The sequence below is a fragment of the Streptosporangium album genome (genome assembly GCF_014203795.1).
In the GTDB taxonomy this organism is placed as follows: domain Bacteria; phylum Actinomycetota; class Actinomycetes; order Streptosporangiales; family Streptosporangiaceae; genus Streptosporangium; species Streptosporangium album.
In genome coordinates this window covers 621,418-638,472 of the sequence record NZ_JACHJU010000001.1, presented here as the reverse complement: position 1 = coordinate 638,472, position 17,055 = coordinate 621,418, and the positions used below count along the sequence as shown (strand labels likewise).

Annotated in this window: 17 protein-coding genes; 10 read left to right on the top strand and 7 right to left on the bottom strand. The window is 67.9% G+C overall.

The features are described 5' to 3' along the window. Nucleotides 1-39: 39 nt before the first annotated feature. Nucleotides 40-1,575 carry a long-chain-fatty-acid--CoA ligase gene (locus FHR32_RS02895; protein WP_184752731.1) on the bottom strand — a complete coding sequence of 512 codons (1,536 nt, stop codon included), beginning with the start codon at nucleotides 1,573-1,575 and terminating at the stop codon, nucleotides 40-42. Nucleotides 1,576-1,762: 187 nt separating this feature from the next. Here FHR32_RS02895 and FHR32_RS02890 point away from each other — a divergent pair, with 187 nt between their 5' ends. Next, nucleotides 1,763-3,307, top strand: a complete 1,545-nt coding sequence (locus tag FHR32_RS02890) for a GMC family oxidoreductase (protein WP_184752729.1) — start codon at nucleotides 1,763-1,765, stop codon at nucleotides 3,305-3,307. 71 nt (nucleotides 3,308-3,378) lie between these two features. On the opposite strand, the gene FHR32_RS02885 is transcribed toward FHR32_RS02890, so the two are convergent. Continuing rightward, nucleotides 3,379-3,774, bottom strand: a complete 396-nt coding sequence (locus FHR32_RS02885) for a hypothetical protein (protein ID WP_184752727.1) — start codon at nucleotides 3,772-3,774, stop codon at nucleotides 3,379-3,381. A gap of 744 nt (nucleotides 3,775-4,518) precedes the next feature. Next, entirely contained in the window at nucleotides 4,519-5,160 is a 642-nt protein-coding gene (locus FHR32_RS02880) for a TetR/AcrR family transcriptional regulator (RefSeq protein ID WP_184752725.1), read from the bottom strand. Nucleotides 5,161-5,260: 100 nt separating this feature from the next. On the opposite strand from FHR32_RS02880, the gene FHR32_RS02875 reads away from it, so the two are divergent. From FHR32_RS02875 to FHR32_RS02860, 4 genes are all read left to right on the top strand, one after another. Beyond that, nucleotides 5,261-5,914, top strand: a complete 654-nt coding sequence (locus FHR32_RS02875; RefSeq protein ID WP_184752723.1) for a CatB-related O-acetyltransferase — start codon at nucleotides 5,261-5,263, stop codon at nucleotides 5,912-5,914. A gap of 58 nt (nucleotides 5,915-5,972) precedes the next feature. Beyond that, entirely contained in the window at nucleotides 5,973-7,169 is a 1,197-nt protein-coding gene (locus tag FHR32_RS02870; protein ID WP_246465925.1) for a macrolide family glycosyltransferase, read from the top strand. 194 nt (nucleotides 7,170-7,363) lie between these two features. Next, a complete protein-coding gene (locus FHR32_RS02865; protein ID WP_184752721.1) occupies nucleotides 7,364-7,918 on the top strand; it encodes a site-specific integrase in 555 nt (184 codons plus the stop codon). Beyond that, a complete protein-coding gene (locus FHR32_RS02860) occupies nucleotides 7,915-8,142 on the top strand; it encodes a hypothetical protein (RefSeq protein ID WP_184752719.1) in 228 nt (75 codons plus the stop codon). The genes FHR32_RS02865 and FHR32_RS02860 overlap by 4 nt, the downstream gene beginning before the upstream one ends. A gap of 51 nt (nucleotides 8,143-8,193) precedes the next feature. Here the strand turns inward: FHR32_RS02860 and FHR32_RS02855 are convergent, their stop codons facing one another. Then, the gene (locus tag FHR32_RS02855) at nucleotides 8,194-9,108 is read right to left on the bottom strand and encodes an IS982 family transposase (protein WP_184752717.1); all 915 of its coding nucleotides are present in this window, start codon (nucleotides 9,106-9,108) and stop codon (nucleotides 8,194-8,196) included. A 149-nt stretch (nucleotides 9,109-9,257) separates the two neighbouring features. On the opposite strand from FHR32_RS02855, the gene FHR32_RS02850 reads away from it, so the two are divergent. Both FHR32_RS02850 and FHR32_RS02845 read left to right on the top strand, forming a co-directional pair. Then, nucleotides 9,258-9,866 (top strand): helix-turn-helix domain-containing protein, encoded by a 609-nt coding sequence (locus FHR32_RS02850; RefSeq protein WP_184752715.1) that lies wholly within the window; start codon nucleotides 9,258-9,260, stop codon nucleotides 9,864-9,866. After that, the gene (locus FHR32_RS02845; RefSeq protein WP_221465620.1) at nucleotides 9,752-10,393 is read left to right on the top strand and encodes an IS630 family transposase; all 642 of its coding nucleotides are present in this window, start codon (nucleotides 9,752-9,754) and stop codon (nucleotides 10,391-10,393) included. Before FHR32_RS02850 ends, FHR32_RS02845 begins: the two co-directional genes overlap by 115 nt. A gap of 271 nt (nucleotides 10,394-10,664) precedes the next feature. On the opposite strand, the gene FHR32_RS02840 is transcribed toward FHR32_RS02845, so the two are convergent. Both FHR32_RS02840 and FHR32_RS02835 read right to left on the bottom strand, forming a co-directional pair. Next, on the bottom strand, nucleotides 10,665-11,135 hold the full coding sequence (locus FHR32_RS02840; RefSeq protein ID WP_184752713.1) for a nitroreductase family deazaflavin-dependent oxidoreductase: 471 nt from the start codon (nucleotides 11,133-11,135) through the stop codon (nucleotides 10,665-10,667). 77 nt (nucleotides 11,136-11,212) lie between these two features. Continuing rightward, a complete protein-coding gene (locus FHR32_RS02835; protein WP_184752711.1) occupies nucleotides 11,213-11,680 on the bottom strand; it encodes a hemerythrin domain-containing protein in 468 nt (155 codons plus the stop codon). 152 nt (nucleotides 11,681-11,832) lie between these two features. Here FHR32_RS02835 and FHR32_RS02830 point away from each other — a divergent pair, with 152 nt between their 5' ends. The 3 genes from FHR32_RS02830 to FHR32_RS02820 all read left to right on the top strand — a co-directional run bounded on the left by FHR32_RS02830 (nucleotide 11,833) and on the right by FHR32_RS02820 (nucleotide 15,113). Next, nucleotides 11,833-12,201 (top strand): MFS transporter, encoded by a 369-nt coding sequence (locus FHR32_RS02830; protein ID WP_184752709.1) that lies wholly within the window; start codon nucleotides 11,833-11,835, stop codon nucleotides 12,199-12,201. Nucleotides 12,202-12,616: 415 nt separating this feature from the next. Next, nucleotides 12,617-13,810, top strand: coding sequence for a cytochrome P450 (locus tag FHR32_RS02825; protein ID WP_246466439.1), 1,194 nt, complete (start codon nucleotides 12,617-12,619; stop codon nucleotides 13,808-13,810). 28 nt (nucleotides 13,811-13,838) lie between these two features. Continuing rightward, nucleotides 13,839-15,113 carry a cytochrome P450 gene (locus FHR32_RS02820; protein ID WP_221465231.1) on the top strand — a complete coding sequence of 425 codons (1,275 nt, stop codon included), beginning with the start codon at nucleotides 13,839-13,841 and terminating at the stop codon, nucleotides 15,111-15,113. Between the two features lie 51 nt (nucleotides 15,114-15,164). Here the strand turns inward: FHR32_RS02820 and FHR32_RS02815 are convergent, their stop codons facing one another. Further along, complete coding sequence (locus FHR32_RS02815; protein ID WP_184752703.1) at nucleotides 15,165-17,012, bottom strand: hypothetical protein; 1,848 nt, start codon at nucleotides 17,010-17,012, stop codon at nucleotides 15,165-15,167. Nucleotides 17,013-17,055 lie beyond the last annotated feature (43 nt).

The window sequence follows — 17,055 nt, the reverse complement described above, 5'->3', positions numbered from 1 at the left end:
GCCCCTTGCGGGCACGGGCCGTATCGCGTTCCAGACCGGCTACCTGAGCTCGCGCTTGAGGATCTTCCCGGTGGCGGTCATCGGCAGGGCGTCACGGAACTCGATGATCCGCGGATATTTGTAGGCCGCCATGTTCTCCCTGCACCAGCCGATCAGCTCCTCCTCGGTGACGGACGCCCCCGGGGTGCGGATGATGTAGGCCTTGACCTCCTCACCGTGCGAATCGTGGGAGATCCCGACCACCGCGGCCAGGGAGACCTCGGGGTGGGTTATCAGGACCTCCTCCAGCTCGCGCGGGTAGACGTTGAAGCCACCGCGGATGATCATGTCCTTGGCCCGGTCGATGATCGAGTAGTAGCCGTCCTCGTCACGGGTGGCGATGTCGCCGGTCCGGAACCAGCCGTCGTTCATGACCTCGGCGGTCGCCTCGGGGCGGTTGTAGTAGCCCTTCATCACGTTGTGCCCGCGGATCGCGATCTCGCCGGGCCCCTGCCCCTCGACCGTCTTCCACTCGCTGTCGATCAGCCTCATCTCCACGCCCCAGAGCGGGGTGCCGATCGTGCCGGGCTTGGTGGGCCTGCCGAGCTGGTTGAAGCTGGCCACCGGGGAGGTCTCCGACAGGCCGTAGCCCTCGAGGATGCCGATACCGAAGGTGGCCTCGAAGTCCCTGAGCACCTCGACCGGTGAGGAGGCGCCGCCGGCGCACGCGACCCTGAGAGAGGTGGGCACCTCGTCGCCGTCAGCGTGGATCTTCGCCAGCATGGCCCAGTACATGGTCGGCACGCCCGCGAAGAACGTGACGTTCTCGGTGCGCATCAGCTCCAGGGCGGGGCCGGGATCGAAACGCGGTATGAGCACGACGGTGGCCCGGCGGCGGAAGCCGAGGTTCATGACGACGGTCTGGCCGAAGGAGTGGAACAGCGGCAGCGCCGCCAGGAAGACGTCGCCGCCCTCGCCGCCCGGGAACATCTCGTCCGAGACCATGGCGTTGAGCAGCATGTTCAAATGACTGAGCTCCGCACCCTTGGGCTGACCCGTGGTGCCGCTGGTGTAGAGGATCACCGCGGTGTCGTCCGGTGCGGTCTGCACGGTCGAGAACTCGCCGGACATCCCGTCCAGCGCCGCCCACAGCGTCTCGCCGTGCTCGGACTCGGTGGCGAACGCGGCGGCCGGCAGCACGAAGAAGTGCTCCGCCGTCTCCGCCTGGTCGAAGCCCGCCCGCCCGCGCTCGCCCAGCGGCAGTTCGGGGGTGCCTTCGAAGCAGAACAGCGCCTTGGCCTCGCAGTCCGCCAGGTGGTAGGCGATCTCCCTGGGCTGTAGCAGCACGTTGAGGGGGACGACCGTGGCGCCGGCCTTGAGGATCCCGTAGTACACGAAGGGGAAGTAGGGCAGGTTCGGGCAGGCAAGCGCGACCTTGTCGCCCTTGCCGACACCCCTGGAGACCAGCAGGTTGGCAACCTGGTTCGCGACCGTGTTGACCAGGGAGTAAGACAGCCTCAGGTCACCGAAGACCAGTGCGGTGCGGTCGGGCTGTTCCCGGACGCTGTCCTCCAGCGTGATCGACAGGTTGAGCATGGGGGTCCTCCTCCGGACAAGCTCTGACGCGCCCATACTCGCAGCCCCGAAATACCTACCGGTAGGTAACCGAGGTTGCAAATTGACGTGAAAAGCAGCGAGGAGTAAGCAGAACAGATAAGGGTTCGCTTACGGGGGTGGTGAGCCGGCTGTCCGTGCATGCGTGCGACGAAGGGTCGTTGGCCATATGGAGTACGACTATGTGATCGTAGGCGCGGGCTCGGCGGGATGTGTGCTGGCCAACCGGCTCTCGGCGGACTCCACGACGACGGTGGCCCTCCTTGAGGCGGGAGGTCCCGACGGCGGGCTGGAGGTCCGGATGCCCGCCGGTTTCCCCAAACTGTTCAAGACCGACCGCGACTGGAACTTCACCACCGCCAAACAGCCCGAGATGTCCGGCCGTGAGCTCTACTGGCCCCGCGGCCGGATGCTCGGCGGCTCTTCCTCGATGAACGCCCAGATGTGGGTGCGTGGCCACCGGGCCGACTACGACGGCTGGGAGGTTCCCGGCTGGTCCTACGACGAGGTCGTGCCCTACTTCCAGCGGGCCGAGCGCCGCGCCGGCTCCAACCGGGCGGCCGTGTACGGCACGGCGGGCCCGATCCACGTCTCCGAGCTGCGTACCCCGAACCCGGCCACCGCGGTCTTCCTCAAGGCGTGCGAGGAGCTGGGGATCGCCCGGCTGGAGGAGCTGAACGGCCCCTCCAACGAGGGTTGCTCCCCGACCCCCGTCACCCAGCATCGGGGCCGCCGCTGGAGCTCCGCCGACGCCTACCTGCGGCCCGCCCGTACCAGGCCGAACCTCACTGTGCTGACCTCCTCGCACGTGCGCAGGGTGCTGGTCGAGGACGGGCGCGCGACCGGCGTGGAGTACGGCGACGGCACGGTGGTGCGGGCACGCAGGGAGGTCATCCTGTCGGCCGGGGCGATCGGCTCTCCGCACCTGCTGATGCTGTCGGGCATCGGTGCGGCCGACGAGCTGCGGGCCGAAGGCGTGGAGCCGGTTCACGATCTGCCCCAGGTGGGCAGGGGCCTCCAGGATCACCTGGCCTCGGGCATCATCCTGCACTGCCCCAGGCCGGTCACGCTCGCGGGTGCCGAGTCGGCCGGCAACCTGCTCCGGTTCCTGGTCGGCCGCAGCGGCATGCTGACCTCGAACGTCGGTGAGGCCGTGGCCTTCGTCCGCACCTCTCCCGGCGAGCCCGCCCCCGACATTGAGTTGATCTTCGCTCCCGTCCCGTTCATCGACCACGGACTCACCCCGCCACCCGGTCACGGACTGACCATCGCCTCGGTCCTGCTCCGGCCCGAAAGCCGTGGCCGTGTCTTCCTCAACGGTCGCGACGTGGTCATCGACCCCGCCTATCTGACGGCGGAGGCCGACGTCCGGCGGCAGGTCGCCGGGCTGAGGAAGGCCAAGGAACTGTTCGCCACCGCGGCGCTCAGTCCGTTCGCCGGGCCGCCGATGGATCCGTACTGGGGCGCGGAGAGCGACGAGGAGTTGGCCCGCTGGATCCGCGAGCGCAGCGAGACCCTTTATCATCCGGTGGGCACCTGCCGGATGGGTGAGGATGCCGACGCGGTGGTGGATCCGGCTCTGAGGGTCCGCGGCGTCGACGCCCTCCGGGTCGTCGATGCCTCGATCATGCCGGTCATCAACCGGGGCCACACCCACGCCCCCACCGTGATGATCGCCGAAAGGGCCGCCGACCTCATCGTCCGGGCCGGGTGAGACGCCCTCCGTGTGCCATGTCGCATCCGTGCCGCGGCGGCTCTTGGCGGTGTGGCTTCACGGGGCCCGTGTCAGGCCACCCCAGTCACCCAGGGGCCGCACAGGCTCGTGTAGAGACCGGCGTTGACCTTGTAGGGACAGACCCGGAACTTGATCTTCGTGCCCTCGGGCATGTGTAATCTATATTCTCTGTCGGTATTTATTCCACCGGCGATGCCGAGGTAGGGGCCAGGGTCGGCCATGTCGTAGCGGTAGTTCTGTACGGCGGCGCTCCAGCCGTCGTCATTCAAGTCCGTCACGACGAGCAGTTCTTCGCCGACGCCGTATATGGAATTGCTGAGGAATTGCGCATAGCCGCAATTATTCCACGTGCCTACGGAGTCGCTCTTGGTCAGCCCGCAATACACACTGGCGTTTTGCCCTGCGAAGGCAGGGGAGGCGATGGTGGTGACGAGAGCGCCGACCATGATGACAGAGGTGAGGAGACGGCCCCATATCCGCCTCATCTCTTTCCTCCGGCGACGACCGCCTTCCGGTTCGGCAGCGCTCTCGCCACCGCACCACATGTGACGGTTTCTCTGAAACACCTTGGCATGGTCACCTCAAAAATCACGGAATGGGCTTGACGATGGATGTGAGCGCATCAGGCGCAGGGTGCCGGCCGCCCGAGGCTCGGTGAAAGCGCGGATCGGCTTTCACATGAATAAGCCTCCCGGGAGGTGGGAGCACGGATAAGCCCCCCAGGGGCGAGGGGCACGCTGACCACGGCGTGATCATAATTACGAACGTAGCGATTCGGACAGCCTGAAGTCAATTAATTGCATGTAAATAACCCGTCGTTGGAGCGGTGCAATATCTGGAACGCTCCAGAGCGCCATCCCGCTGAGATGGACCATCGAGTCGCGACGGCGCATGACTCGCACGCCATCGGCTGTGCGCAGCCCGTACGGACCTCTCTGGCGGTACGGAGCTCATCGACCACGATCGGGCGCATTCCGGGGTCTGAGGAACATCGGAACCGGATCGTGCGCTAAGCCCTGTCCGAGCAGGTCAGCACTGTGTGGTTTCGCGCCGGACTCTCTCGGGAGCATTGACCGCAGATACTGCGGCACTATCTGCGATACTGGCAGGATCGAGCAGGACGAACACCTCGCCGGACTGAGGTGCGACTCTGCACGAAACTGCTGGACCGTGATCCAGAACTTGTCGCGCTATTGATTGCGATTGCGTTCGTTCTCTTCCCGACGGACGGAGAAGGCACCTGCGGCAGCCGCCAGAACTGCGGCCTCTGCGGCTTGTTCCGGGAGTTGCGGGTCCGGATTGGCGCGCAGGAGCACTAACTGGTGGTAGAGCGGCGCCGTGGCGGCGATCAGTAGGCTCCGCGCGTCCGTGTGCTGTGCGGGGAGTTCACCGCGCTCGATGGCGCGCTCGACGAGGATCTCGCACTGGGCGTATCGGTCCGTCCACAGCTGCGTCTGGGCCCGCGCGGCCTGTTCGGAGTGGAACGAGGCGGCCATCAGGGCGACGGCGAACGACGGCTGTACGACCAGGGATTCCTGGATCTCCTGGTTGAGGGCCGTCAGATCGCCGCGCAGCGAGCCGGTGTCGGGAGGCTGCCAGTCGATCTCGCCGGCGGCGTCGATGACGTCGACGAGCAGGCCGCCGACATCGCGCCAACGCCGGTAGACCGTGGCGCGGTGCACTCCGGCCCGCGTCGCGACCCCCTCCATCGTGAGCCCTTCGTGACCGCCTTCAGCGAGTTCGGCGCGCACCGCATCGAGAACCTGGGCGCGGATGCGGGCGGTGCGACCGCCCGGACGGCGGTCCGATGTCGTGTCCAGTGGTTCTGTCATCGGCAATCAGTATCCAAGTTGATTAAGGCGGCAGGGCTATGCCAACATCTTAACGCGACAATTGTCGCTCTAGGGCCACTAGAGAGGAACCGCCTCCACGATGCCGCCCGTTCCCGCCGACCCCACCGCGCTCCACCCGATGCCCGAGCACCCGCGCGTGGTTCTGCTCAAGCCGTTGGTGAAGTCGCCGCTGATCGAAGTCGGTGACTTCTCCTACTACGACGATCCGGACGACCCGACCGCGTTCGAGACGCGCAACGTTCTCTACCACTACGGTCCCGAGCGGCTCGTCATCGGCAAGTACTGCGCGCTGGGGACGGGCACCCGGTTCATCATGAACGGCGCCAACCACCGCATGGACGGTCCTTCCACCTTCCCGTTCCCCACCATGGGGGGCTCCTGGGCCGAACACTTCGACCTGATCACCGGCCTGCCCGGCCGGGGCGACACGGTCGTCGGCAACGACGTGTGGTTCGGCCACGGCGCCACGGTCATGCCCGGTGTACGCATCGGTCACGGCGCGATCATCGCCGCCGGCGCCGTGGTCACCGGCGACGTCCCCGACTACGGCATCGTCGGCGGCAACCCCGCCCGGCTCATCCGCACCCGCTACGACGCCGCGGACATCGCCCGGCTCCTCGCCGTGGCGTGGTGGGACTGGCCCGTGCGGCACATCACCAGGCATGTGCGGACGATCATGTCGGGGACCGTCGCCGACCTGGAGGAGGCCGCCACGCAGATCGACCAGCCCTGACATCGCGGCTTCGCCACACCGCCCGCACCCGTCCCACGCCAGAAACGAGTGATCGCCCATGTCCCGTCGCCGCGCCCATATCGCGATGGTCGGCGTCCCCATCGTCAGCCATGTCCTGCCCAGCCTCGCGCTCATCCGTGAATTGGTGGCCCGTGGGCACCGGGTCACCTACGCCAACGATCCGGTCGTGGCCGACCGGATCGAGTCCGCCGGCGCGGAGTTGGTGCCCTGCACCTCCACGTTGCCCGTCGCCGACAACGACTGGCCTGCCGATCCCATCGCCGCGGCGAGCCTCTTCCTCGACGACGCCGTCCAGGCGCTCCCGCGACTGCGCGCCGCCTACGATGACGATCCGGCCGACCTGTACCTCTACGACATCGGCGCCTATGCCGCGCGCGCCCTCGCCGAAGTGCAGGGCCGTCCCCTCGTGCAGTTGTCCCCGACGTTCGTCGGCTGGGACGGCTACCAGGAGGAAGTCGCGGCGCATCTGCGGAAGCTGCCGGGCGCCGACGCGTACCGAGACAGGTTCGCGCGGTGGCTCGCCGACTGCGGTGCGACCACCACGGACGTGGACATGTTCTCCGGCCCGCCTGCCCGGGCCCTCGCTCTGATCCCGCGAGCGATGCAGCCGCACGCCGATCGAGTCGACACCGACACGGTGACCTTCGTCGGCCCCTGCTTCGACACCCCAGCCGACACGGACGGCTGGACCCGCCCGGCGGCCGCGGACAACGTGCTGCTGATCTCGCTCGGCTCGGCGTACACGCGCCAGCCCGCGTTCTACCGCCAGTGCATCGCGGCCTTCGGCGACCTGCCTGGCTGGCACGTCGTACTCCAGATCGGCAAGTACACCGACCCCGAGGAACTCGGCACCGTCCCGCCCAACGTCGAAGTGCACTCCTGGGTCCCGCAGCGGGCGATCCTGGAACAGGCCGACGCCTTTGTCACCCACGCCGGCATGGGCGGCTGCGGCGAAGGGCTCCTCGCCGGGGTTCCCATGATCGCAGTGCCGCAGGGAGCCGAGCAGTTCATGAACGCCGACCGGCTCGTGGAACTCGGCGTCGCCCGCCGCATGGACACCGCCGACGCCACCGCCGAGACCCTTCGCGCGGCACTGAACGAACTGGTCACGGACCCGGAACGCGTCGACCGGTCCAAGCAGTTGCAGGTCGCCGCCCGGGCCGAGGGTGGCACCCCGCGCGCTGCTGACCTGATCGAGAACATGCTGGCCGCCGCCGAGGGCCCCCCGCTCTGAGCACTGCCGCTTCCCTTCCCCGTCTGCAGGACAAACGCGGGAAGATCACTGCCAAGGGCGGGGCGGCGGAGTGGACAACTCACGCAGATCGCTGGACAAATTCGTGCAGAATCACCAGGTCAAGTAACTGCAGAGTCCCACTGAGGTCAGCTCTACATGTTTATCTGCGATAACTGAACGGGAGGGGAGCGGCTGTGGGCGAGCTTCACCGCCTGGAGCGCGGCGGATCACCTCCGCTGCCTGCTGCGGCCGCCGCCTACCTGGCCACCTTGTCCGGCCCCGAGCAACGCAACACCCAGCGCGCCTACCGCTCCACCCTGCGCGCCCTGACCACCGAGTTCGCCCCACCCGGCACCCACGTCCTCCTTGCCGAGCTCGACGACGAACAGAGCGCCGACCGACTCACCGCATGGTTCGCCCGCCAGTGGAGCGGCCGAGCCGCCGCGACCTTCAACCGGCACCTGGACGCGCTCCGCTCCGCGGTGGCCTTCTGGATGGACCAAGGCTGGCTGACCGCCGACCCGACCCGTCGGCTCCGGCGGCGAGGACGCGCCCCTGATCGGACTCGCGCGCTGGCGGTCGCCGACATCGAGGCGCTGTTCGACCTGGAGGCTCCGCTCCGGGAGAAGACGCTGTGGGCGATGTTGTACGAGACCGCCGCCCGCGCCAGCGAACTACTCGGGGTCCCGGTAGTAACGGCGAAGAAAACAACGGATACGCAGGTCAGCAGCCAGTCTTCCAGGATGTGATCCAAGGTCTTCACGGGTGCTCCGACCTGCGTATCCGTCGAAAATTTCCCCAGTACTACCGGGACCCCGAACAGGCGGACGAGTGGCAGTGGGTCGCGTTCGGACTGGCCTCTGAGATAGCCGCCGCACACGGCATCAGCCCACTCGCCCTCACCCGCGACACCCGGGCGCGAGGAACCGGCGTGCTCGCGCTGACTCCATATGCGACCGCGCACCAGGTCTAGATCCTCGCCAGCAAGGATCTAGATGATTGAGTCCAGGGGGTCTGGTCACGTTCAGTGGTCGTAAGCGATCAGGGATCGTTTGATCGGCTGGCCGGTTTTGTCGTTGTGCCAGATCGCGGCGGTCAGCGCGAGGATCCGGGTAAGCACGCGGATGACGACTCCGGCAGGCGTGCGGCCGCCGTGACGCTCCAGGTCAAGCTGCCCCTTGAAGGCCTGGTTGATCGACTCTATGACCTGTCGTAACGGCTTGAACAGCTGTGCGCCGGCCCGTTCGGGCTCGTTCTTGCGGGCCGGCCGCAGCAAGGTCAGGTCACGGTCGGCGACAGCCCGTTCGAACGCGCGGCCGTAGTAGTTCTTGTCGCCGATGATCGTTTGACCCGGGTGGGCCGCCACCAGCTCGGGGGCGGCGTCGAGCATCCCCAGCAGGGTCTTTCGTTCGTCGGCCTTGGCGCCGATGAGCGCGAAGGCGACCGGCAGCCCGCCCAGGGTGCACAGCAGATGCAGCCGCAACCCCCAAAAATACCGGGAGTGACTGGCGCAGTAGCCGTAAGTCGCCCACCCGGCGAGATCACTGCGCCGGGCCGTCTCCCGGGAGCGGCCGCACTCCACCGGGGTGGAGTCGATGACCCACACGTCATCGCTCCACAGCGAGGTGTCGGCCGCGAGCATCCTGATCATGTGCAGGACCAGGCCGGACGCCTTGCGGAGCCGCTTGCCGTAGCCCGACTGGCCAGGCAGATACGGGAACATGCCGGTCAGTTCGGCGTACGCGTGGCGCAGCCGGCGCCGCTCGGAGGTGAAGCCCAGCAGCGCCGACATCACCGCCGGCGTGATCAGCTCAGCGTCACTGAGCGTAGGTGCGATGCCACCCTTCGGACGCCAGGGCACCAAATCCGGCGAAGCCTTCAGCGCGTCGTCGATCTTGACGTAGATTGCGATGGCGAGGGTGTTTAGGTCTGTCGTCACAAACGGATCCTGAACGCCCTCGCCCTGTTTCCGCAGGCGATCCCCTGGACTCAATCATCTAGTGCTGGGTTCCTCAAAGGGTGTTGAGCTGAGCGGTGGCCAGCCATCCTGATCAGGGGCATCGTGGATGACAGGGAGGTGGTGTCATCATGCCGAAACTGCTGCACGCTCGAGCGCCGCGAGACGGCGAGGAGGAACGCCAGATCCGTAAACTCGCCGGTGCCCGGCACGCCCCGGCCGACTGGATCCAGCGCGCCCAGATCGTCGTGTTGAGCTGGGAGGAGATGCGCGGCCCGGCCATCGCCGCGATGCTGGGCTGTCATCCGGAGACCGTGCGCCGCCGGTTGCGCCGCTTCAACGCCGAAGGCATCGACGGGCTTGGTGACCGGCCCGGGCCCGGTCGCAGACCGCGGATCACCCAAGCCGAACGATCGCGGCTCATCGCGCTGGTCAAGACGATACCGCCCGGGCGGCTGCGCTGGGAGCCCTGGGGTGAGCTGGAGGCCGACGACGAGGATGGGCCGGCGGTGTGGACCCTGGATGCCCTCACCGCCGCCGCCCGTGAGCAGGGCATCGACATTCACCGTTCCCAGGTGCGCCGGATCCTTCTGAAAGAGGGGGTGAGATGGCGCCGCACCCGGTCCTGGACCACCAGCAAGGACCCGGACTTCGCCGCAAAAGAACGCAGGTCGTCGGCCTGTACACCGACCCGCCGGACGGCGCGGTCGTCGTCTGCGCCGACGAGCTGGGGCCGGTGACCCCGCGTACCTTCGGCCCCGCGCCCGCCTGGTCCGCCGACGGCCACCGGATCAAAGCGCCGCTGGAATACTTCCGCGGCCCCGACAAGACCTGGGTGTACGGTGCGCTGCGCGTCGCCGACGGCGCCGCGGTCACCATGACCGCCGCCTCCCGCAACAGCGACTGCTACCAGCGGTTCCTGCAACGACTCGAGGACGCCAACCCCGGCCACGGTGACATCTGGGTGATCGCCGACAACCTGTCCGGTCACAACAGCCTCGCCACCCGCACATGGCCGGCCGACCATCCCCGCATCCAGCACGCGTTCATCCCGGTCGGCGCCTGCTGGCTCAATCTGCAGGAGGCGTGGTGGCGGATCTTCCGCCACCATGCCCTGGCCGGAGTGTCCTTCGCTGATAGCAAGGACATCGACCACGCCACCCGCATCGCCACCGCCCAGCTCAACCAGCGGGCCAAACCCTGGGTCTGGGGACGGCCACCACCGGCCCCCAGACACCTACGCCGCCAGTTCGTCTACAGCCTTTGAGGAACGGAGCAATAGGGTGGCGGCGAAGTCCTCCACGCGCCGGCGGGCGGTCTCCTCGTAGCCGCGCACGCGCTCCGCTACCGCCGCCCGGTCGACGCCGGGCGGGGAATCGCCAACGTCGACGCGGCCGGTGGCCTCCAAGGGGTCGCGCATAGCCTTCGGAGAGTCTGAGTGCCGGCATCGGCGGTAGCAAGCTGATCTTGGCGTCGGTTCGGGGCCCTTGGCCGCGCGTGGCCTCGCCGGCCGGGGCGACGTCCTTGACGTTCGGCGGTCAGGACGTGGTGGCGGGGCCGGTCGGGGTCAGGGCGACAACGGGGATCGACCGCCCCGCTGTGGTCTGATAGTCGAGGTAGCCGGGGGCCAGGACGATGATCTTTTCGAAGAGGGCGTCGCGTTCAGCGCCTTCGGTGACAGCGGCGTGAACGGTGAGGGTGCGGTCGCCCAGCTCGATGACGGCCTCAGGATGGGAGCGCAGGTTGTGGTACCAGGCCGGGTGGCGGGGGGATCCGCCCGCCGATGCGACGACGAGCAGGCGCTCACCGTCGCGGAAGTAGGCCAGCGGGGAGGTCGCCGGGCGTCCCGAGCGGGCGCCGAGCGTGGTGAGCAAGAGGAGGTCGGCTCCGGTGAAAGGGCCGCCGACAGATCCGTGGTTGGCTCGGAACTCGGTGACGATCGGCCGGTTGACCGGGTGCACGTACGGGTCCGGTGAAAAGGCGGGAAAAGGCGAAAGCGTGTCGGGCATGAGTCGTCTTTCGGTACGGAGGAAATGAGGAGGGTCTCGTCGAATCACGGGCAGTACGACGGGATGGAAGGCCGCGATCAGAGCGGTCCGAGGAGGTCATGCGGATCGGCGTCGAGGTCCAGCGTTGACAGGGCGCCCAGGAGTTCGCGCTCCTCGTACTGGAAATGGGACTCCATGATCGCGGAGAGGCCGTCCAGGTGCATGGCCAGCTCGCTCGGCGTGGCGTCCGAGGTGATCGCGCGGTCCAACCGCCCGAGCAGCATCGCGATCATCTCGTGGTCCTGCTGGAGCTTGGCGATCGTGGGCCGCAGCGACGGATGGCGCGCGGACAGTTCGGGAAAGAGCCCGACGTCCTCGCGCACGTGATGCCCGTCGAGGGCGGCACAGAATCCCTTGCAGTACAGCAGGAGGTCTGCCCGTGCCGAGGCGGTGTCCCCGGCTTCCAGGGATTCGCGCGTGAGGCGCAGTGCTCGATGCAGGCGTTGATGCGCCGCCTGCAGTTCAAGGTTCCAGGCTATGAGCCTGTTCTTCTCGCTCTCACCCACGGGTGGGGAACGGGGAAAGGGTCATCATGACCACCTTCCGGATCCGACGCCTCCATGCCTGACGCAGTCCGCCACCGACACGCGACGCTGCCTGGAACTCTAAACCGACGGCCACCAGAAGAACAACTCAGGCCGGCAGTCCCACAACATCGGTGTTCGCTTTCACCTTCACCGCCGCCGCCCAGGTCCCGGCCGCGGTCACCATCGCGTTGCTGGGCGGCTTCGGCTTCGCCACCGTGGCTCCGCTGCAGACCCGGGTGCTCGGCACCGCCAAGGCCGCCCCCACCCTGGCCTCCACCGCCAACGTCGCCGCCTTCAACCTGGGCAACGCGATCGCCGCCTGCCTGGGCGGGCTGGCCATCGACGCCGGACTCGGTTACACCGCGCCCAACTGGGTCGGAGCGCTGATGACCACCGGCGGGCTGGGCCTGGCACTGCTGTCCGGCCGGCTGGACCGTTGCACGACGGTCCAGCCACCGGCCCGCCTGCCCGTGACCGCGGACGCCCGCCGGGCGGCATGACCGGCGTCCAGTCTTCTCATCTGGCTGTCGCGGCGGTTATCGCGCTGCTCACCGCAGACTGTCGAGGGGCTGTCAGCCACCGAGGTCATCGTCATGGACGTCTCCCGGATCCCCCAGCGGTCGCCCCCCCAAGGACTCGACCGGCACTGTGAACCTCCCACAGGTCTACGACAAGACCCTCGAAGGCTTCCGGTAGCGATCACCGGCGGTCAAACCGATGTTCACCAGGACAAACGCTTAGCGCACGATCCGGTTCCAATGTTCCTCAGACCCCATTCCCGGCTCATCCCGGGCTGGTTAGGTTGATGATCCTGTGGCAGGATCGGAAAAACCGAATGTGGTTCTACTGGGGGCTGGTGTGACGGTTTCACTGTCGGACATCGATCTGTCGGACATCACCTTCTGGGAGCGGCCGATGGCCGAGCGCGAAGCGGCCTTCGCGCTGCTGCGCGCCCAGACGGCTCCGGTCCGGTTCGCCGAGCCGGAGATCAGCTTCGCCCCTCCGGGGCCGGGCTACTACGCCGTGGTCAGACACGCCGACATCGTCGAGGCCAGCCGCAATCCTGAGGTCTTCTCCTCGGGGCGGGGCTCCACCTCCATCCAGGACCTGGGTTCGGAGTTCGGTGAGTACTTCGGGTCGATGATCAACATGGACGATCCGAGGCACGCACGGCTCCGCCGGATCGTCTCCCGGGCGTTCACCCCCAAGATGATCAAGCAGTTCGAGGCCGACGTCCAGGTCGAGGCCACCCGGATCGTGGACGACCTGATCGCCGGGGGGCCCGGCTGCGACTTCGTCACCGAGGTCGCCGCCAAGCTGCCCCTGAAGATCATCTGCGACATGATGGGGATCGGTCCCGAGCACTACCAGACGGTCTTCGACGCCTCCAACATCATCCTGTCCGGCGGCGACCCGGAGTTCATCCAGGACATCAACCGCGCGGCCGAGCTGCTCCTCGGCGCCGGGCAGCGCCTCCAGGACCTCGTCGTCTCCCTGGCCGCCGAAGGTGGCGACAACCTCATCACTTCCCTGACCAGCGCCAACATCGACGGCGAGAAGCTGACGATGCAGGAGCTCGGGTCGTTCTTCATCCTGCTGGTCGTGGCGGGCAACGAGACCACGCGCAACGCGATCTCGCACGGTCTGCATCTGTTCAGCGAGAATCCGGATCAGCGGGCGTTGCTCCTGGCCGACCTGGACGGACGCCTGCCCGGTGCGGTCGAGGAGATCGTCCGTCTGGCCTCGCCGGTCGCCTGGATGCGCCGCACCCTCACCCGTGACCACGAGATGAACGGTCACCTCTACCGCAAGGGCGACAAGGTCCTGCTCTACTACTGGGCCGCCAACCGTGACGAGGCGGTCTTCACCGACCCCTACCGTTTCGACATCCAGCGGGCGGAGGGGCCCCATGTGGGCTTCGGTGGTCCGGGGCCGCACTTCTGCCTCGGCGCCCACCTGGCCCGCCGTGAGATCACTGTGATGTTCCGCGAGCTGTTCACCCGTATCCCGGACATCCGCTCCGCCGGTGAACCCGACCGTCTCCGCTCCAGCTTCATCAACGGCATCAAACACCTCGATTGCGACTTCGGAAGCGTTCCATTGACGTAAGTGGTCGATCGCGAAAATGATTGACGATATGAGCGTGACGCCAGCCGAGCGGAAGCCCATCGTCTCCGCCGCCGACTTCGATCTGTCGGACTACGACTTCTGGGCCAGGCCCATGCCGGAACGGGAACACGCCTTCCAGCTCCTGCGCGGCCTGGACCGCCCCGCCTTCTACGAGGAGGCGGAGCTCTCCTTCGCTCCCCGGGGGCCCGGTTACTACGCGCTGGTCAAACACGCCGACATCCTGGAAGCCAGCCGCAATCCCGAGGTGTTCTGCTCGGGGGACGGCGGGGCCACCAACATCCCGGACATGCCGCCGGAGTTCACCGAGTACTTCGGGTCGATGATCAATATGGACGATCCGAGGCACGCACGGCTCCGCCGGATCGTCTCCCGGGCGTTCACCCCCAAGATGATCAAGCAGTTCGAGGTCGACGTCGACGCGGCGGCCGTACGGATCGTGGACGACCTGATCGCCGGGGGGCCCGGCTGCGACTTCGTCACCGAGGTCGCCGCCAAGCTGCCCCTGAAGATCATCTGCGACATGATGGGGATCCCGGAGAAGGACTACGGCTCCGTCTTCGACCGGTCCAATGTGATCCTCGGCGGGTTCGACCCCGAATACGGCGGCGACGACATGACCACGGTCGCCGAGAAACTGCTGACCGCCGGCATGGAGCTGCAGCAGCTCGTCCAGGACCTCGCCGCGCACCGGGCCGAGCACCCCACGGGAGACCTCACCTCGTCACTGGTCAACGCCAACATCGACGGCGAGAAGCTCACCGCCCAGGAGCTCGGGTCGTTCTTCATCCTGCTGGTCGTGGCGGGCAACGAGACCACGCGCAACGCCATCTCCTACGGCCTGCGTCTGCTCACCCAGAATCCGGATCAGCGGGCGTCGCTCCTGGCCGACCTGGACGGACGCCTGCCCGGTGCGGTCGAGGAGATCGTCCGTCTGGCCTCGCCGGTGAACTTCATGCGCCGCAAGGTGACCCGTGACCACGAGATGAACGGTCAGCTCTACCGCAGGGGCCAGAAGGTGGTCCTGTACTACTGGGCCGCCAACCGTGACGAGGCGGTCTTCACCGACCCCTACCGTTTCGACATCCAGCGGGCGGAGGGGCCCCATGTGGGCTTCGGCGGTCCGGGGCCGCACTTCTGCCTCGGCGCCCATCTGGCCCGCCGTGAGATCACCGTGATGTTCCGTGAACTACTCCGGCGCGTACCGCAGATCGAGGGCGGCAGGCCGGAGCGACTCCACTCCAGTTTCATCAACGGCATCAAGCACATGGACTGCACGTTCTGAGCCACGGGACACCCATGGGGCGGATGTCCCGCTCTTCGGGGCCGGGCGGTGTCAGGCGGCCGCCTTCCGGATCGACTTGAACACGGTGTTGATGTCGGGCAGCAGTTCCTTCTTGCTGTCCGGCACCGACATGTAGACGATCGAGGGCAGATCGGCGCCGGTGCTCACGGCTGCCACGACCATGGTCGTCGTGGACTCGCCGGAGGTGATCTCATAGGCGGCGAGCTGCCCGGTCAGGCCGTTGACGGACAGGGTCTGCTGGGCGGTCTTGCGTGCGCTGTTGTCCTCGGGGAAGAATTTCTTGCGTCCGGCGGAGGCGACCGCGTTGATCACCGGGGCCAGGTTGTCCGGCGAGGTGTACTTGCTCTTCAGCCGGGGCGACAGCGCGCCCGACATCACCTGGGCGAACTGCGCCTTGCCGAGGGAGTCCTGTCCGGCCGGGACATACTGACGGGTGGTGAAACCGTAGCTGATGGACATGTTCTGCCGCTGGTCCTGCCGCCAGGGGGTGCCGAGCTTCGCCAAGCTGATCGCCGCGGCCTGGTCGGGCAGGGTGCCCGCGATCGCCGAGGCCTTGCCCGGGAAGCGTGGCAGGCGGCCCGGCGCCTGGGACTTGGCGGGTTTCTTGGCTGTCGCCGAAGGCTTCACCGTAGAAGTGGCCTCCTCCTTGGTGGAGGCCAGCGGGCCGGCCAGGAAAGCCCAGAGCACGGCACCGATCAGGGCGATCACCACGGAGCCCGCGAGTGCGAAGACCCAGACCGGCCTGCCCGGTTCGTCGAGATCCTGCGCGTCATCCATGGCCTGGTAGTTGTCGCCGAAGACCGTGTTCCACAGTTCCTGCTGACGTTCCGGCGGAGGGGTCTTGGGCCCGCTGATCTGGCCGGCGGTGACGAAAGGTCTGTTGGGGTCGGACGGGTCCCGGCTCAGGTGCCCCCCGGGCGGGGGCGGCTGTCCCTGCGTCGGAGATTGGCCGTGATGGGGCATACCGTGCGCGGGCGCCCCCTGTGAGGGATCCTGCGGCTGAACCGGTGGGGCACCGGGAGGGGCGGTCGCTCCCGCCAGGGCCCACACGGGCGGGCTGTCCGGGGCGGCGCCGTCGCCCACGGGGTTGCGGAACGCTTCCTGCCCCGCGAAGGGGTTGGGGCTGGTGAGGGGGTCCTGTCCGGCGAAGGGGTTGGCGTTCGGCTGGCCGGTCGGGTGCCCCTGTCCGGCGAAGGGGTTGGAGTTGGTGAGGGGGTCCTGTCCGGCGAAGGGGTTGGAGTTGGTCGGGTGCCCCTGTCCGGCGAAGGGGTTGGGGCTGGTGAGGGGGTCCTGGCCCGTGAAGGGGGCCGGGCCGGCGCTCGGCGGGACCGTCCACGAGGGGGAGGAGACGTGGCTCGGCGTCTCGGCCGGCGGATTGCCCCATCCTCCGTTGTCGGTCGCCGGGGCGGTGTTCCACCCGCCGCCGCTCGCCGTCGAGGCCGTGCTCCAACCTCCGTTACCGGCGTTCTGAGCCGCCCCCCAGCCGCCGTTCTCGGTGGCCGGAGCCGTGTCCCACCCCCGGCTGTCGGAGGCCTGTGGCGTGCCCCAGCCGCCGTTCTCGGCCGGAGGGGAAGGCTGGGCAGGCGGCCAGGTGCCGGGGCTCCCCTGCGGCATGGCCTGCTGGGAATCGCCGCCCGGCTGCTGTCCCGGGGCTCGCGGAGGCGGGGAGGCGGAATCCGCCGTCCCGAAGATCTGTTGCCAGGAGCCGTTGCCGGGGACGCTGGCCTGCCAGGAGGGGCTGCCTCCGGCGGGCTCCTCCGGGGGAAGGGGGAGCCGGGGGCTGGTGCCCGAAGAGTCTCTCGCCCAGGCGGGCGGCGGATTTGCTGCCTCCGGCCATGCCGGAGGCAGGTGGGACTGGCTGGACTGCTCCGAGGCCATGGCTTCCTTACCTCCCGGGCGAGTGCCCGAATTAGGGGTATTG

What these genes read in the sequence shown, in the direction of transcription:
- FHR32_RS02815 (WP_184752703.1), bottom strand. Translation starts at nt 17,012, where the DNA reads ATGGCCTCGGAGCAGTCCAGCCAGTCCCACCTGCCTCCGGCATGGCCG.
- FHR32_RS02895 (WP_184752731.1), bottom strand. Translation starts at nt 1,575, where the DNA reads ATGCTCAACCTGTCGATCACGCTGGAGGACAGCGTCCGGGAACAGCCC.
- FHR32_RS02885 (WP_184752727.1), bottom strand. Translation starts at nt 3,774, where the DNA reads ATGGTCGGCGCTCTCGTCACCACCATCGCCTCCCCTGCCTTCGCAGGG.
- FHR32_RS02875 (WP_184752723.1), top strand. Translation starts at nt 5,261, where the DNA reads ATGCCGCCCGTTCCCGCCGACCCCACCGCGCTCCACCCGATGCCCGAG.
- FHR32_RS02820 (WP_221465231.1), top strand. Translation starts at nt 13,839, where the DNA reads ATGAGCGTGACGCCAGCCGAGCGGAAGCCCATCGTCTCCGCCGCCGAC.
- FHR32_RS02825 (WP_246466439.1), top strand. Translation starts at nt 12,617, where the DNA reads ATGGCCGAGCGCGAAGCGGCCTTCGCGCTGCTGCGCGCCCAGACGGCT.
- FHR32_RS02850 (WP_184752715.1), top strand. Translation starts at nt 9,258, where the DNA reads ATGCCGAAACTGCTGCACGCTCGAGCGCCGCGAGACGGCGAGGAGGAA.
- FHR32_RS02840 (WP_184752713.1), bottom strand. Translation starts at nt 11,135, where the DNA reads ATGCCCGACACGCTTTCGCCTTTTCCCGCCTTTTCACCGGACCCGTAC.
- FHR32_RS02870 (WP_246465925.1), top strand. Translation starts at nt 5,973, where the DNA reads ATGTCCCGTCGCCGCGCCCATATCGCGATGGTCGGCGTCCCCATCGTC.
- FHR32_RS02890 (WP_184752729.1), top strand. Translation starts at nt 1,763, where the DNA reads ATGGAGTACGACTATGTGATCGTAGGCGCGGGCTCGGCGGGATGTGTG.
- FHR32_RS02880 (WP_184752725.1), bottom strand. Translation starts at nt 5,160, where the DNA reads ATGACAGAACCACTGGACACGACATCGGACCGCCGTCCGGGCGGTCGC.